This window comes from Phenylobacterium soli, assembly GCF_003254475.1.
GTDB classification, from domain to species: Bacteria; Pseudomonadota; Alphaproteobacteria; order Caulobacterales; family Caulobacteraceae; genus Phenylobacterium; species Phenylobacterium soli.
Genome location: NZ_QFYQ01000001.1, coordinates 950499 through 963580 on the forward strand (window position 1 = coordinate 950499; position 13082 = coordinate 963580).

At 71.7% G+C, this 13082-nt stretch carries 16 protein-coding genes; 8 read left to right on the forward strand and 8 right to left on the reverse strand.

Going from position 1 to position 13082, the window contains the following annotated elements; translation table 11 throughout:
- Positions 1-235: 235 nt before the first annotated feature.
- Both DJ017_RS04800 and DJ017_RS04805 read right to left on the reverse strand, forming a co-directional pair.
- Positions 236-688 (reverse strand): OmpA family protein, encoded by a 453-nt coding sequence (locus DJ017_RS04800; protein WP_227000024.1) that lies wholly within the window; start codon positions 686-688, stop codon positions 236-238.
- A 103-nt stretch (positions 689-791) separates the two neighbouring features.
- Complete coding sequence (locus DJ017_RS04805; protein WP_111527638.1) at positions 792-1139, reverse strand: YMGG-like glycine zipper-containing protein; 348 nt, start codon at positions 1137-1139, stop codon at positions 792-794.
- 220 nt (positions 1140-1359) lie between these two features.
- Between DJ017_RS04805 and DJ017_RS04810 the strand changes: the two genes are divergently transcribed.
- The 3 genes from DJ017_RS04810 to DJ017_RS04820 are packed head-to-tail and all read left to right on the forward strand — an operon-like array spanning position 1360 to position 3326.
- Entirely contained in the window at positions 1360-1650 is a 291-nt protein-coding gene (locus tag DJ017_RS04810; protein ID WP_111527639.1) for a hypothetical protein, read from the forward strand.
- A gap of 20 nt (positions 1651-1670) precedes the next feature.
- On the forward strand, positions 1671-2537 hold the full coding sequence (locus DJ017_RS04815; protein WP_111527640.1) for a diacylglycerol/lipid kinase family protein: 867 nt from the start codon (positions 1671-1673) through the stop codon (positions 2535-2537).
- A gap of 3 nt (positions 2538-2540) precedes the next feature.
- Positions 2541-3326 (forward strand): metallophosphoesterase family protein, encoded by a 786-nt coding sequence (locus DJ017_RS04820; RefSeq protein ID WP_111527641.1) that lies wholly within the window; start codon positions 2541-2543, stop codon positions 3324-3326.
- Here DJ017_RS04820 and DJ017_RS04825 read toward each other — a convergent pair.
- The 3 genes from DJ017_RS04825 to DJ017_RS04835 form a co-directional block, all read right to left on the reverse strand.
- Positions 3323-3499 (reverse strand): DUF1328 domain-containing protein, encoded by a 177-nt coding sequence (locus DJ017_RS04825; protein WP_111527642.1) that lies wholly within the window; start codon positions 3497-3499, stop codon positions 3323-3325. The genes DJ017_RS04820 and DJ017_RS04825 overlap by 4 nt on opposite strands.
- A 115-nt stretch (positions 3500-3614) precedes the next feature.
- Positions 3615-3977: a hypothetical protein gene (locus DJ017_RS04830; RefSeq protein ID WP_111527643.1), complete on the reverse strand. Its 363-nt coding sequence runs from the start codon at positions 3975-3977 to the stop codon at positions 3615-3617.
- A gap of 20 nt (positions 3978-3997) precedes the next feature.
- Entirely contained in the window at positions 3998-4306 is a 309-nt protein-coding gene (locus DJ017_RS04835; RefSeq protein ID WP_111527644.1) for a DUF883 family protein, read from the reverse strand.
- A gap of 264 nt (positions 4307-4570) precedes the next feature.
- On the opposite strand from DJ017_RS04835, the gene DJ017_RS04840 reads away from it, so the two are divergent.
- Complete coding sequence (locus DJ017_RS04840; protein ID WP_111527645.1) at positions 4571-5986, forward strand: HWE histidine kinase domain-containing protein; 1416 nt, start codon at positions 4571-4573, stop codon at positions 5984-5986.
- Between the two features lie 176 nt (positions 5987-6162).
- On the opposite strand, the gene DJ017_RS04845 is transcribed toward DJ017_RS04840, so the two are convergent.
- Positions 6163-7380 (reverse strand): CaiB/BaiF CoA transferase family protein, encoded by a 1218-nt coding sequence (locus DJ017_RS04845; RefSeq protein ID WP_111527646.1) that lies wholly within the window; start codon positions 7378-7380, stop codon positions 6163-6165.
- A 101-nt stretch (positions 7381-7481) separates the two neighbouring features.
- Between DJ017_RS04845 and DJ017_RS04850 the strand changes: the two genes are divergently transcribed.
- The 4 genes from DJ017_RS04850 (at position 7482) to DJ017_RS04865 (ending at position 10118) form a co-directional block, all read left to right on the forward strand.
- A complete protein-coding gene (locus tag DJ017_RS04850) occupies positions 7482-8069 on the forward strand; it encodes a DUF4142 domain-containing protein (RefSeq protein ID WP_111527647.1) in 588 nt (195 codons plus the stop codon).
- Positions 8070-8112: 43 nt separating this feature from the next.
- The gene (locus DJ017_RS04855; RefSeq protein WP_111527648.1) at positions 8113-8793 is read left to right on the forward strand and encodes a fumarylacetoacetate hydrolase family protein; all 681 of its coding nucleotides are present in this window, start codon (positions 8113-8115) and stop codon (positions 8791-8793) included.
- Position 8794: 1 nt separating this feature from the next.
- A complete protein-coding gene (gene maiA, locus DJ017_RS04860) occupies positions 8795-9439 on the forward strand; it encodes a maleylacetoacetate isomerase (RefSeq protein ID WP_111527649.1) in 645 nt (214 codons plus the stop codon).
- A gap of 61 nt (positions 9440-9500) precedes the next feature.
- Positions 9501-10118 (forward strand): carbonic anhydrase, encoded by a 618-nt coding sequence (locus tag DJ017_RS04865; RefSeq protein WP_111527650.1) that lies wholly within the window; start codon positions 9501-9503, stop codon positions 10116-10118.
- 67 nt (positions 10119-10185) lie between these two features.
- Here the strand turns inward: DJ017_RS04865 and DJ017_RS04870 are convergent, their stop codons facing one another.
- Positions 10186-11139: an isopenicillin N synthase family dioxygenase gene (locus DJ017_RS04870; protein WP_111527651.1), complete on the reverse strand. Its 954-nt coding sequence runs from the start codon at positions 11137-11139 to the stop codon at positions 10186-10188.
- A gap of 25 nt (positions 11140-11164) precedes the next feature.
- On the reverse strand, positions 11165-13045 hold the full coding sequence (locus tag DJ017_RS04875) for a monovalent cation:proton antiporter-2 (CPA2) family protein (protein WP_111527652.1): 1881 nt from the start codon (positions 13043-13045) through the stop codon (positions 11165-11167).
- Positions 13046-13082: the final 37 nt, after the last annotated feature.

Consider the following 13082-nt stretch of genomic DNA (forward strand, 5'->3'; position numbering starts at 1 on the left):
CGCAAATTTTTTCGAAAAAAGTGATCGGCACGCGGAACGCCTTTTGGGGAGTGCGTGTTTAGGGCAGTGCGGAGGCGGCGACGCCCCCCCCGACTTGAGACTGGCGACCATGCCAGTCTGCCGTCTCCGCACCCCTTTTCTCGATGATGCACACTGGCGGGCCGTATGGCCCGCCTCTTTCTTTGCGGCGGGCCTTATGGCCGCCTCATGCACCTTCGTGCGTTCCGAGACAGGCTCAGCGCGCGGCGAGGTGAAGGGTGACGTCGGCGCGGCGGCGCAGGGGCGCGGCCTTGCCGTCGGCGGTCACGGCGCCGGCCTGGCCCGCGGCGCCGACCTGGAAGTCGGCGGCTGGCAGGCCGTTGGCGGCGAGCGCGGCGGCGACCGCCTCGGCCCGGCGCTTCGAGAGCTCGAGGTTGGCGTCAGGGGCGCCGGCGGCGTCCGCCAGGCCCACCACATCGACCGTGGTCACGCGGCAGCCGCGCGCCTGGCTCGCCGCCTGATCGATGACCAGCCGGCCCTCGCGGGTCAGGGCCGCCGATTGCGGCTCGAAATAGATCTGCACCGTCTGGTCCACGCAGCGCGCGGACGCGCGCACCAGCCGGGCGCGGGCGTTCTGCACCGTGGCGCAGCCGCCCAGGCTCGCCGCAGCCCCGAAGGCGACGGCCGTCGCCAGCACCATGGTCTTCATCTGCCCCTCCAGCCCTCAGACTCCCAGCCCCTCGAAGGGGGCGCGATAAAGGGCGGCCGGAGGTCCGGCCGCCCTGCCGATCGATGATCGGAAACCGTCCGCCTCAGTAGCGCGGCGAGCCGTCTTCCCAGTAGTACCGGCCGGTCGCAGGATCGTAATAGTAGTACCGGCCCGCACGATCGTCATAGTACTGGCGGCGGTTGACGTTGGCCGTCGAGCCGCAGCCGCCCTGGTCCCGGCAGCCCTTCACGGCGCCGGCCGCACCGCCGACCGCAGCGCCGATCGCCGCGCCGGTCGCCGCATTGCCGGAGCCCACGTTGTTGCCGATCACGGCGCCCGCGACTGCGCCGAGCGCGGCGCCGCCGAGCGTGGTGTTGGTGGTGTGCGGGTCGTCCGCGCAGGCGGCGACCAGAACGCCGGCGCCGGCGAGCGCGATCAATGGCTTGAGCATCCTTGGCTCTCCTTTGCTGTCCCCAGTCGGGGTCCCCTGGCGGGCCTAACGCCAGTCAAGCGTTGCAGTTCCCCCGCCTCTGGCGCGGAACCCGGGAGGAAGAACGCCGTTGGATGGCGCAACGAAGAGCCTCTAGCGGAGCAGTCCCATGGTTGCCGGACGCCTGGGCGACGATCCTCAAGACCGTGACACGTCAGCGGGCGCGGTCCGGGGGGATGCGATGGACAAGCAGGACCTGCGCGAGGCGTACGAGCACGGCCGGCGAGACGAACGCGCCCGCCGCAAGCGCCATCCGATCGGCATGACCCTGACCTTCGCCTTCGCCCTGGTGGGCCTGGTGCTGCTCGCGCTGGCGGTGATCAACGGCTCCTTCGGCCGGGCCGGCGAGGTGGTGGATCACAGCCTGTCGATCGCCGCCGACCGGGCGCCCTCGGCCGCGGCCAACGCCGGGCAGGCGGTGCGCGACGCCACCGACAGCGCGCGGGCCAAGGCGTCCGACGCGGCGGGCTGACCATCCTGGACACCGCGAGCGTGACGCGCATCCGCCGCGTCGAGGTCGTCGCCAACCTGGCGTCCGGAGGCGTCGACAAGGATGCGCCCGACGAGATCGAGAAGATCTTCGCCGACCACGGGCTGAACGCCCACGTCTGCGCGCCCGAGACCCACGACCTGACCAACTGCCTGCGGGCGGCGGTGGACGCCGCGCCCGACCTCCTCGTCGTGCTGGCCGGCGACGGCACGGCGCGGACCGCCGCCGAGCTGTGCGGGCCCGAGGGGCCGCTGCTGGCGCCGCTGCCCGGCGGGACGATGAACCTGTTGCCGCGGACGATCTACGGCAAGCGCTCCTGGCAGGACGCCCTTTCCCTGGCCCTGGCCGAGGGCGAGGCGCGCAACCTCGGCGGCGGCATGGTCGGCGACCATCCATTCCTGGTGGCCGCGGTGCTGGGCTCGCCGGCCCTGTGGGCGCCGGCCCGCGAGGCGGCGCGCTACGGCGAGCCGTGGCTGGCGCTGGCCTGGGCCCGGCGGGCGTTCCAGCGGGCGTTCTCCGGCCGGCTGCGCTACAGCCTGGACGGCGGCGAGCGGGAGAAGGCGGAGGCGGTGGTGTTCATGTGCCCGCACGTGTCCCGCGCCATGGCCGACGAGACCCCGGCCCTGGAGGCCGCCGCGCTCGATCTGCACGGCACGGGCGACGCCTTCCGGCTGGGGCTGAACGCCCTGGTGCGCGACTGGCGCGACGACCCGGCGGTGGTGACGCGTCCATGCCGCCGGGCGCGGGTCTGGGCCTCCAAGGGAATCCCCGCCTTGCTGGACGGCGAGCTGCATCGACTGTCGTCCTCCACCGAGGTGAGCTGGCGACCGAACGTGGCGCGGATCCTCGCGCCGCCGAAGGAAGACTGAGGCGTGCCCCGCCTCGTCCATCTGTCGGACATCCATTTCGGCGGCGAGAACCGCGAGGCGGTGGCCGCGGCGGCCGAGTTCGTCAACGACGGCGAGTTCGACCTGACGGTGATCTCGGGCGACCTCACCCGCTTCGCCGAGCCGGCGGAGTTCGCCGCGGCGGCGGCATGGCTGGCGCGCCTCAAAGGGCCGCGGCTGGTCACGCCGGGAAACCACGACGCGCCCTACCTCGCCTGGGTGGAGCGCATCGCCACGCCCTTCCGACGGTTCGAGGCGGCGATCGGCCCGGCATGGAGCCAGAGCCATCTGGGAGACGGCTTCGCCGTGCGCGGGCTCAACACCGCGCGGGGCGCGCAGCCGCGCCTCAATTGGTCCAAGGGCCAGATCGACCCGCGCCAGGCGCGCGCGGCGGCGGTCTGGCTCGACGCGGCGGCCCCCGAGTGCGTGCGGGTGGTGGCCTGCCATCATCCGCTCATGGAGATGATCGGCGGGCCGATGACCGCGCGGGTCTGGAACGGCCAGGCGGCGGCCCGCGCCTTCGCCGAGGCGGGGGTCGATCTGGTGCTCTCGGGCCATATCCACGCGCCGTTCGTCTGGCCCTATCCGTTCGGCGACGGGCGGACCTATGCGGTGGGGGCGGGCACCCTGTCGGTGCGCGAGCGCGGCGTCCCGCCGGGGTTCAATGTCATCGATATAGAAAGGGCGGCGATACGGATCGCCGCCCTTGCATGGACCGGCTCGAGGTTCGAGCCTTATCGCACGTGGTCCGTGGACCGACGTGGCGGTTAAAGCGTGGTCCCGCGTCCCCTGACGAAGTGCATGACCAGGGAAACCAGGAACAGCACCAGGAAGACGTAGAACAGGATCTTGGCCACACCCATCGCGGCCCCCGCGATCGTGGTGAAGCCGAGCACAGCGGCGATCAGGGCGACCACCAGGAATGTCAGGGCCCAGCCTAGCATTTGATCTTCTCCAAGCGCGCCGCCTGGCGGCGCTGACGGCGCAGGCGCAGGTGCGTCTGCGGGAGGTCAACGCCCTCTGAGGCCGGCCGTTCCACCGAACGCCGCTCGGAAAAGATCAGGATTTGGACGGCTTGCGGCTGGCGAAGGCGGCGGTGGCGATGGCGGTGAGGATGCGCGGATTGCGCACCACCACGACCACGGCCGCGGCCATGGCGCCGGCGGCCACGAGCGGCCGCTCGCGGGCGAGCTCGATCAGCCGCGCCGAGAGGTTCTGGTCGTCCCCCTTCACCGGCTTGGGCTTGGCCTTGCGGGTGAGCAGGAAAGCGAGGATCACCGCCAGCAGGGCGAAGGCCCCGGCCACGGCGGCTGCGGCCCAGGCCGGGCCGATCAGGTCGCGCAGCGCCGCGTAGACGGCGAACGACAGCGCGATGACCACAACGACAGCCGCCGCCGCTATGGCGGCGACGGCGGCGATCATGGAAATCAGTCGTTTGAAGATCACTTACGGCCGGCCGACAGCAGCAGGCCGATCAGGACGCCGACGCCAAGGGCGACGCCGGTGGCGGCGAGGGGCCGTTCGCGGACGCGCTCGGTGACATATTGCTGGGCCTGGTCGATCTGCTCGCCGGCGGTGTCGGCATAGGCGCGCGACTGGGCGCGGAGCTGTTCGAGGCCGTCCTGCACCACCTGTTCGATGCGGGCGCGCGCATCGGCGAAGGTGCGCTGGGCTTCGGCCGTCATGCTCTTGGCCGTCTCGACCCCATTCTTGGTTTCGTCGGCGGCGTAATCTGCGGCGTTCGCGGGCATATCTGCTGTCTCCAAAATCGAGCCCCAAAACCGAGCCCCAACTCAGCCTGGGCGAGGCGGCGGGGAAGCGCTCCCGAAACGTCGGTCATGCTAGGCCGGTTCCGCCTTCCTGGCAAAGGCGGAGCGGCAAGGCCCTTCCCCATCCTGGGCCGCGAAACGCGAGCGCTGTTGGCGAGTTCCCTTAAGCGGGACCGTAGTTTTCGGCTTCCCCTGTTCTGCGGGTTCCTTGTCGCGAACCGCCGCGACGCGGCCTATGTTTGACTTATGACGCGGCACGACCTGGCCCGGCCGACCGACCGATCACGCCTGGAGCGGGCTGTCCAGGCGGCCGGCCTCGGCGAGTTCGAGTGGGACCTGGCGCGGGACGTCATCCACGTCAGCCCGCGTATGGCGGCGATCACCGGCCTGCCGGAAGGCGAGCACTCGGCCCAGGGCGGCGAGGTCCTCGACGCCTATGTGCATCCGGACGACGTCGGCCTGCTGCGCGCCGACCGGGCCGCGAACCTGGCGCAGGGGGACGGCTTCGACCTCGAGCTGCGCTACCTGCATCCAAAGGAGCCGGGGCAGCGCTGGATCCGCATCGCCGGGATCATCGTGCGCGACGCCGCCGGCAAGGCGCGGACCGTCACCGGCGTCGCCGAGGACATCACCGCCCGCAAGACCGAAGAGGAACGCCGCCAGCAACTGATGATCGAGCTCGATCACCGGGTGAAGAACGTGCTGGCCGCGGTGCAGTCCCTCTCCAGCCAGACCGCCAAGCAGACGACCTCGCTGGAGGCCTTCCTGCAGGCCTTCGCCGGGCGGCTGAAGGCGATGGCCTCGGCCAACGAGCTCTTGACCGCCGCCCGCTGGCGCGGCGCGGCCATCGACCACCTGGCGGCCGCCGAGCTGGGCGCCATCGCTCCCGGCCAGACCCGCTGGCAGGGGCCGGAGCTGTTCCTGACGCCGCGGGCGGCCAACGCCCTGGCCCTGGCGCTGCACGAGCTGGCCGCCAACGCCGCCAAGTACGGAGCGCTCTCCAACGAGGCCGGCCGCGTGGACGTGCGCTGGGAGCGCCTGGCGGACGGCGGCTTCGAGCTGGTCTGGACCGAGAGCGGCGGGCCGCGGGTCACCGCGCCAAAGACGCGTGGCTTCGGCTCGACCCTGCTGCAGCAGGTCACCGGGCGCGAGCTGAACGGCGGGGCGAGCGTCGAATACCGGCCCTCCGGCGTGCGCGCGACCCTACGGGCCGGGGCGGCGGCGCTGGCGCCGCGTCCGGACACCGTGCCCCAAGCCCCGGCGGCGCGCGCCCCCGAGGCCGCCGCCCCGGCGGGCCGGGCGGCCAGCCTGAAGGGCGCGCGGGTGCTGATCGTCGAGGACGCGGTGCTGCTGGCGCTGGAGCTGGAGACAGGGCTCTCCGAAGCCGGCGCCGAGGTCATCGGCCCGGCCTACGAGCTGGAGGAGGCGATGGCCCTGCTCGACCGGCCGATCGACGCGGCGGTGCTCGACGCCAACCTCAACGGCCAGTCGGTGACGCCCGTGGCCGAGGCCCTGGCGGCGCGGCACGTGCCGTTCGTCTTCGCCACCGGCTACGGCGAGGCGGGCGGGGGGCCCGGCGGCTTCGACGCGCCGGTGATCCGCAAGCCCTACGACGTGACCCAGGTGGCCGCAGCGGTGGCTGAACTGCTTGCGACGGCTTGACGCTGACCTGAGACAAGGCGCCGCCTCGACTAAGCCAAGCTGAGCCTTAAGAGTGCGCGACGGGGGATCTGCGGCTCAGTCGCAGAGGCCGGACCGGCGGCCATGGGACATCGCCCGGATCAAGCGACCCGACCTCCCGCGCCTGGGGCGAACCCAGGGCGCGTCTTGCGCGGGCGTCAGACGACGCCCTTCTCGCGCAGCTCCGCCACGCGTTCGGCGGAGAGGCCGAGCACGCTTTGCAGCACCTCGTCCGTATGCTGGCCCAGCGCCGGCCCCGGCCAGCGCACCTGGCCCGGCGTGGCCGACAGCTTGGGGAACGCGTTCTGCATCTTCACCTTGCCGAACACCGGATGCGGCAGCTCGACGATGGCCTCGCGCGCCCGGTACTGCGGATCCTCGAGCATGTCGGGGGCGCGGAACACGCGGCTAGCCGGCACGCCCTTGGCTTCGAGCAGGGCCAGCAGGTCGTCGAGCTTCTGGCCGCCGGTCCAGTCGGCGATGATGGCGTCGAGCTCGGCCTGGTTCTGGCCGCGGGCCGCGTGGCTGACGAACTTGGGGTCGGTCTTCAGATCCGGCCGCCCCATGGCCTCGGCGAGGCGGGCGAAGACGGTGTCGCCGTTGCCGCCGATCAGGATCATGTCGCCCCCGGCGCAGGGGTAGGCGTTGGACGGGGCGATGCCCGGCAGGATCGAGCCCGAGCGCTCGCGGATGTAGCCGGTCAGGTCGTATTCGGTGACCAGGTTCTCCATCACCGCCAGGACGCTCTCGAAGAGGGCCGCGTCGATTACCTGGCCGCGGCCGGTGCGCTCGCGGGCGTGCAGGGCCATGGTGATCCCCATGACCGCGTGCATGGCCGCGAGGCTATCGCCGATGGAGATGCCGGCGCGCGCCGGCGGTCGGTCCGGCTCGCCGGTCACGTAGCGCAGGCCGCCCATGGCCTCGCCGATCAGGCCGTAGCCGGCGCGCTGGGAATAGGGGCCGGTCTGACCGAAGCCCGAAACCCTCGCCATGATCAGCTTCGGGTTCTCGGCGGCGAGGCTCTCGTAGGAGAGGCCCCACTTCTCCATGGCGCCGGGGCGAAAGTTCTCGATCACCACGTCGGACGAGGCGATGAGCTGACGGGCGATCGCCTGGCCCTCCGGCGTGCGCAGGTCGAGGCCGACCGACTTCTTGTTGCGGCCGATCACCGGCCACCAGGGCGACTGGCCCTTGGGCAGGCTGCGGCCCCACTGGCGCATGGGATCGCCGACGCGGGGGTCCTCGATCTTGATCACCTCGGCCCCGAAGTCGCCGAGGATCTGGCCGCAGAACGGGCCGGCGATCAGGGTGCCCATCTCGATCACCCGCAGATCGGCCAGCGGTCCTGTGGCGGGCGGGGCGGCGGCGTCGGTCATGGAGCGGCGGCTTTCGGCGGAACGGGCGAGGCGACGGTGTCGTTTTCGGCGAAGGCGTCAGGAGCCGTGCCCTGCGCCGCTTGTCAACGTCCGGAGGCGCCATGCCCCGCCGACTGCCGCTCCTCGTGTGTCTCCTGGCCGGCCTCGCCGCCTGCGGCAAGGCGGGCGAGGGGGCGCAGCAGGCGGCCTTCACCGCCGACCGCCAGGCGAGCGGCCGGGTCTCCATGGTGATCGCCGCCGCGCCGTCGCCGCCGACGCCGGCCGCCGACTTCGCGGCCAGGGCCGCGGCCGGCGACGCCTTCGAGCTGCAGGCCGCCCAGGCGGCGTCACAGCGCGCGGCCAATCCCGAGGTGAAGAGCTTCGCGGCGATGATGCTGCGCGACCACGGCCAGTCGTCCGACGACTTCACGAAGGCCCTGGCGTCCGCCGGCCAGGCGCTCCCGGCCGGCGGCGCCCTCGACAACGATCAGCAGGCCGCGCTCTCCGAGCTTTCCGGCGCCGATCCGGCGGGCTTCGACAAGGCCTACATGGCCGGCCAGGTGAAGGCGCACCGGGCAGCCCTGGCGCTGACGCAGGACTACGCCCAGAACGGCGACAACGTGGCGCTGAAGGCGTACGCCACCCAGACCCTGCCAGTGATCCAGCACCACTACGAGGTGGCGAGCGCGCTCGCCGACCGGCTGAAATAGCCGCCGCTTTCCATGGCCGCCCCGCGGGTCTAAGTCGCTGGACATGACCTCCTACGTGATCGATCCTCCCGCCACGGTCAGCGCCCCCGTCGACGGCGAGACCGCCCGCTTCCCGGTGCGCCGCATCCTCTGCGTGGGGCGCAACTACGCCGCCCACCGGCGCGAGATGGGCGGCGATGACCGCGACCCGCCGTTCTTCTTCGCCAAGCCCGCCGACGCCCTGGTCGAGCCGGGCCGCGACGTCGCCTATCCGCAGCGCACGGCCAACTTCCATCACGAGATCGAGCTGGTGGTCGCCCTGGGGGGCGGCGGCGCGGACCTGCCGGTGGAGACGGCGCTGGATCTCGTCTTCGGCTACGCCGTCGGCGTCGACCTGACCCGCCGCGACCTGCAGGCCGCCTCGCGCGACAAGGGCCAGCCGTGGGACAGCGCCAAGGGATTCGACCAGTCGGCGCCGATGTCGGCGATCCGCCGCTGGAGCGGGGCGCCGCCGCAGGGCCGCATTGCGCTCTCGGTGAACGGCGAGACGCGCCAGGACGCGACCGTCGCCGACATGATCTGGAACGTCGCCGAGATCATCTCCGAGGCCTCGAAGCTGTGGCGCCTGGCGCCGGGCGACCTGATCTTCACCGGCACGCCGGAGGGCGTCGGCCCGCTGGTCCGCGGCGACAAGGTCGAGGGCGAGGTCGAGGGCGTCGGAACGCTCGCCTTCGGGATCGTCTGAGATGGCCCTCGTCCTGCACAGCTACTGGCGGGCGACCGCGCCCTACCGGGTGCGGATCGGCCTCAACCTGAAGGGCCTCGAGTACGACTACGCGCCGGTGAACCTCGCCAAAGGCGTGCAACACGAGGACGCCTACGCCGCGCTCAACCCGCAGGAGCTGACCCCGGCCCTCGTCACCGAGGCCGGGCGGGTGATCACCCAGAGCCTGGCGATCCTCGAGTGGCTCGAGGAGACCCATCCGGAGCCGGCCCTGTTGCCGGGCAACCCCGAGGACCGGGCGGTGGTGCGCGCCATGGCGGATATCGTCGCCTGCGACGTCCATCCGCTGAACAACCTGCGGATCCAGCAGCAGCTCACCGCGATGGGCGTCGACGACGCCGGCCGGCAGGCCTGGTCGCAGCGCTGGATCAACGACGGGTTCAAGGCGTTGGAGCCGATGGTGGCTCGTCATGGGCGGGGCTTCGCCTTTGGCGAGGCGCCGAGCCTGGCCGACTGCTGCCTGATCCCGCAGGTCTATTCGGCGGAGCGCTACGGTGTCGACGTGGCGCCCTATCCGGCGATCCGCGCGGTGGCCGAGCGGGCGGCGGCTCATCCCGCCTTCGCCGCGGCCCATCCGGACCGGCAGCCGGACGCCAGGCCCGCCTGACCCAACGAAAGTGACGCGACGGAAGCTTGTCGCGCCCGTCCCATCGATCTAGAGGCGCGCCATGCTCGAGGACCTGAAAGCCAACAACCGCCGCTGGGCCGACAAGAAGACCTCCGTCGACCCGAGCTTCTTCAAGCGCCTAGTGGGCCAGCAAGCGCCGGAATACCTGTGGATAGGCTGCTCCGACAGCCGCGTGCCGGCCAACGAGATCATCGATCTCGACCCCGGCGAGGTGTTCGTCCACCGCAACATCGCCAATCTCGCCCCGCCGCAGGACGCCAACTACCTCAGCGTCCTCCAGTTCGCCGTGGACGTGCTGAAGGTGAAGCACATCCTGGTGGTGGGCCACTACGGCTGCGGCGGCGTCGCCGCGGCGGTGGACGGCAAGCGCCTGGGCCTGATCGACCACTGGCTGCACCCGATCCGCGAGGTGCACGCCAACCACAAGTGCGAGCTGGACGGGCTGCCCGACGAGCGCGCGCGCTGGGACCGGCTCGTGGAGCTCAACGTGATCCGGCAGGTGAAGAACGTCGCCTCCGACGTCTTCGTGCAGGACGCCTGGGCGCGGGGTCAGGACCTCTGCGTCCACGGCTGGGTCTATTCGATCGCCAACGGCCTGATCACCGACCTGAACGTCAGCGTGAGCGGCGTCGAGGCGGCCGAGGCCCTGACCACCTGAGCGCGCCCACCTGAGCGCGCCCACCTGACCGCGCCCATCTGAGCCCGCCCCGCCAACGGGGCGTGACCTAGGCGAGCTTGATCTCGCGCAGGCGTTCCTGGAGGTACTCGTTGGCCGTGATCGGCGTCGGGTAGCGGTCCGGGTGCTCGGCGTCGACGCAGTTCGGCAGGGTCTCGATCAGGTAGTCCGAGTTGAAGTGCAGGAAGAACGGCGTCGAGTAGCGCGCAAAGCCGCGCCGCTCGGGCGAAGGATTGACCACCCGGTGCGTGGTGGACGGCAGCCTGTGGTTGGTCAGGCGCTGCAGCATGTCGCCGATGTTGATGACGAGGGAGCCGGGCGGCGGGTTGATCGCCAGCCAGCTGCCGTCCTTCTCCTTGACCTCCAGGCCGGCCTCCTCGGCGCCCAGCAGCAGGGTGATGACGTTGATGTCCTCGTGCGCGCCGGCGCGGATGTGCGGCCCGTCCTTCGGCACCGGCGGATAGTGCAGCAGGCGCAGGATCGAATTGCCCTCGGACACGGTGGTTTCGAAGAAGTGGCGGTCGAGGCCGAGCCAGACGGCGATCGCCTCCAGCACCTTGAAGCCCATGGCGTCGAGCGCGCCGTAGAGCCAGCCGACGTTCTTGTGGAACCCGGGGGCGTCGGCGTCGGGCCAGACGTTGTCGGGCATGTGGTCGCGGTAGCGGTGGCCCTCCGGCAGGTCCCGGCCGACGTGCCAGAACTCCTTGAGGTCGTAGTGGGCGTGGCCCTTGGCGGTCTCGATGCCGAAGGGGGTGTAGCCCCGCTGGCCCATCACCGGCAGCTTGTACTTCAGCTTGGTCTCTTCCGGCAGGGCGAAGAACTGCTTGGCCGAGCGCAGCGCCAGGTCGATGCGGTCCTGCGGAATGCCGTGGTCGGCGACGACGGCGAAGCCGTACCGGGCGAAGCTGTCCCCGAGCGCCTTGGAGAAGCCGTCGAAGTCGCGGCTGAAGTCGGCGAAGGAGACGGGCGCGATGCCGCGCTGGAGGGTGGGAGCCTGGCTCATGGCGCCCTTCCTACACCTGGTCGGATCAGGCCTCCAGACGGCGCGACGTTTGGCGCCCGCCGTCCTCGCCGGCCTCCTCGTCCTCGTCGGCCTCGGCGATCTTGGCCATCTCGGTGCGGATCAGCCGCTCCCAGGTCTCGCGAGAGGCGCGGGTGGCGCTGATGTACTGATCCTCGGCCTGGCCATAGGAGGCCTGCAGCTCGCGGAACAGCTCGTCGTCGTGCTTGCGGAAGAGCACCGCGGCCTTGAGCGCCCGCCGGTCGGTGAAGCCGAGCTGCTCGAGGGCGTGGCGGCCGAAGTTGAGGGCGCTCTCGTAGGTCTCGCGCTCGACGGCGTCGACGCCGCGCTTGAGCAGCTCGTAGGCGTGCGGGCGGTCGTAGGCGCGGGCGATGATCGACAGGTGCGGGAAGGCTTCCTTGGCGGCCTCGACGACCTCCAGCGTCTTGTCGCGGTCGTCGATGGCGACGAGCAGCAGCTTGGCCTTCTCGGCGCCGGCGGTGCGCAGCAGGTCGAGGCGGCTGGCGTCGCCATAGTGCACCCGCCAACCGAAGCGGCGGATGGCGTCGATCTGCTCGACGCTGGAATCGAGCAGGACGACGTTGAAGTCGTTGGCGATCAGCAGGCGCGCGGCGATCTGACCGAAGCGGCCGAAGCCGGCGATGATCGCGTCGGGATCGCCCTCGTCGAAGGGCAGGCGCTCGGGCTCGGCGCGGTCTTCCTGGCGGTCGAGCACCAGCCGGGCGTAGGCGGCGAAGACGAGGGGCGTGGCGGCCATCGAAACCGCCACGACGGCGGTGAGCAGGCGCGCGTCGGCCGGGTCGAGCACGCGGGCGCCGGCGGCGAAGCCCAGGAGGACGAAGGCGAACTCGCCGCCCTGGGCGAGGGCCACCGCGCTGGTGCGTGCGGTGCGCTCGGTGAGGCGGAAGAGGCGGCCGACGCCGTACATGGCGACCGCTTTCAGGATCATCAGCCCGGCGACCAGCCCGGCGACCAGGGCCGGGCGGGCGGCCACCACGCCGAGGTCGAGCCCCGCGCCGACGGTGATGAAGAAGAGGCCGAGGAACAGGCCGCGGAACGGCTCGATGTCGGTCTCGAGCTCGCGGCGGAACTCGCTCTCGGCCAACACGACGCCGGCCAGGAAGGCGCCGAGCGCCGGCGACAGGCCGACGGTCTCCATCAGGGCGGCGACGGCGACGACGAGCAGGAGCGCGGAGGCGGTGAACATCTCGCGCAGGCGGGCGGCGGCGATGAACCGGAACAGCGGCCGGGTCAGGTAGCGCCCCGCCACCCAGACGACCACCACGGCGGCCAGCACAGCCAGCGCCCGGGCCCAGCCCGGCAAGCCGTCGAGCAGCAGGGGCTCGTGGTCGGCGACCGGGACCGCGCCGCCGACCGCGAGCAGGGGCAGGAGGGCGAAGAGCGGGATGACGGCGAGGTCCTGGAAGAGCAGCACGCCGAACGCGGTCTCGCCGACCGGCCCTTGGCGCAGGCCGCGCTCCTCCAGCCCCTGAAGGACGATGGCGGTGGAGGACATGGCGAGGATCAGGCCGGCGGCGATCCCCGTGCGCGGGGCGATGCCGAACGCCATGCCGGCCGCGGCGACGAGGGCCGTGGTGGCGAGGAGCTGGCCGAGCCCCAGGCCGAATATCGCGGTGCGCATCCGCCAGAGGAGGGCCGGGCGCACCTCGAGGCCGATCAGGAAGAGCAGGATGACGACGCCGAACTCGGCGAAGCGCATGACGTCGCCCGCCTGGCCGACGAGGTTCAGCGCGAACGGCCCGACGACGACGCCGGCCAGCAGGTAGCCCAGCACCGAACCGAGCCCCAGGCGCTTGGCGATCGGGACCGAGATCACCCCGGCCGCGAGATAGACCAGGGCCTGGATCAGGAGGGCGTTCGAACTCATCGCGCGAAAAGAGCCCGGCTGCTCGCCCGGTGCACGC

Bases quoted from the DNA above. Each gene is read 5' to 3' on its own strand.
- DJ017_RS04800 (WP_227000024.1), bottom strand. From the start codon at position 688: ATGAAGACCATGGTGCTGGCGACGGCCGTCGCCTTCGGGGCTGCGGCG.
- DJ017_RS04805 (WP_111527638.1), bottom strand. From the start codon at position 1,139: ATGCTCAAGCCATTGATCGCGCTCGCCGGCGCCGGCGTTCTGGTCGCC.
- DJ017_RS04810 (WP_111527639.1), top strand. From the start codon at position 1,360: ATGGACAAGCAGGACCTGCGCGAGGCGTACGAGCACGGCCGGCGAGAC.
- DJ017_RS04825 (WP_111527642.1), bottom strand. From the start codon at position 3,499: ATGCTAGGCTGGGCCCTGACATTCCTGGTGGTCGCCCTGATCGCCGCT.
- DJ017_RS04830 (WP_111527643.1), bottom strand. From the start codon at position 3,977: ATGATCGCCGCCGTCGCCGCCATAGCGGCGGCGGCTGTCGTTGTGGTC.
- DJ017_RS04835 (WP_111527644.1), bottom strand. From the start codon at position 4,306: ATGCCCGCGAACGCCGCAGATTACGCCGCCGACGAAACCAAGAATGGG.
- DJ017_RS04840 (WP_111527645.1), top strand. From the start codon at position 4,571: ATGACGCGGCACGACCTGGCCCGGCCGACCGACCGATCACGCCTGGAG.
- DJ017_RS04845 (WP_111527646.1), bottom strand. From the start codon at position 7,380: ATGACCGACGCCGCCGCCCCGCCCGCCACAGGACCGCTGGCCGATCTG.
- DJ017_RS04850 (WP_111527647.1), top strand. From the start codon at position 7,482: ATGCCCCGCCGACTGCCGCTCCTCGTGTGTCTCCTGGCCGGCCTCGCC.
- DJ017_RS04855 (WP_111527648.1), top strand. From the start codon at position 8,113: ATGACCTCCTACGTGATCGATCCTCCCGCCACGGTCAGCGCCCCCGTC.
- maiA (WP_111527649.1), top strand. From the start codon at position 8,795: ATGGCCCTCGTCCTGCACAGCTACTGGCGGGCGACCGCGCCCTACCGG.
- DJ017_RS04865 (WP_111527650.1), top strand. From the start codon at position 9,501: ATGCTCGAGGACCTGAAAGCCAACAACCGCCGCTGGGCCGACAAGAAG.
- DJ017_RS04870 (WP_111527651.1), bottom strand. From the start codon at position 11,139: ATGAGCCAGGCTCCCACCCTCCAGCGCGGCATCGCGCCCGTCTCCTTC.
- DJ017_RS04875 (WP_111527652.1), bottom strand. From the start codon at position 13,045: ATGAGTTCGAACGCCCTCCTGATCCAGGCCCTGGTCTATCTCGCGGCC.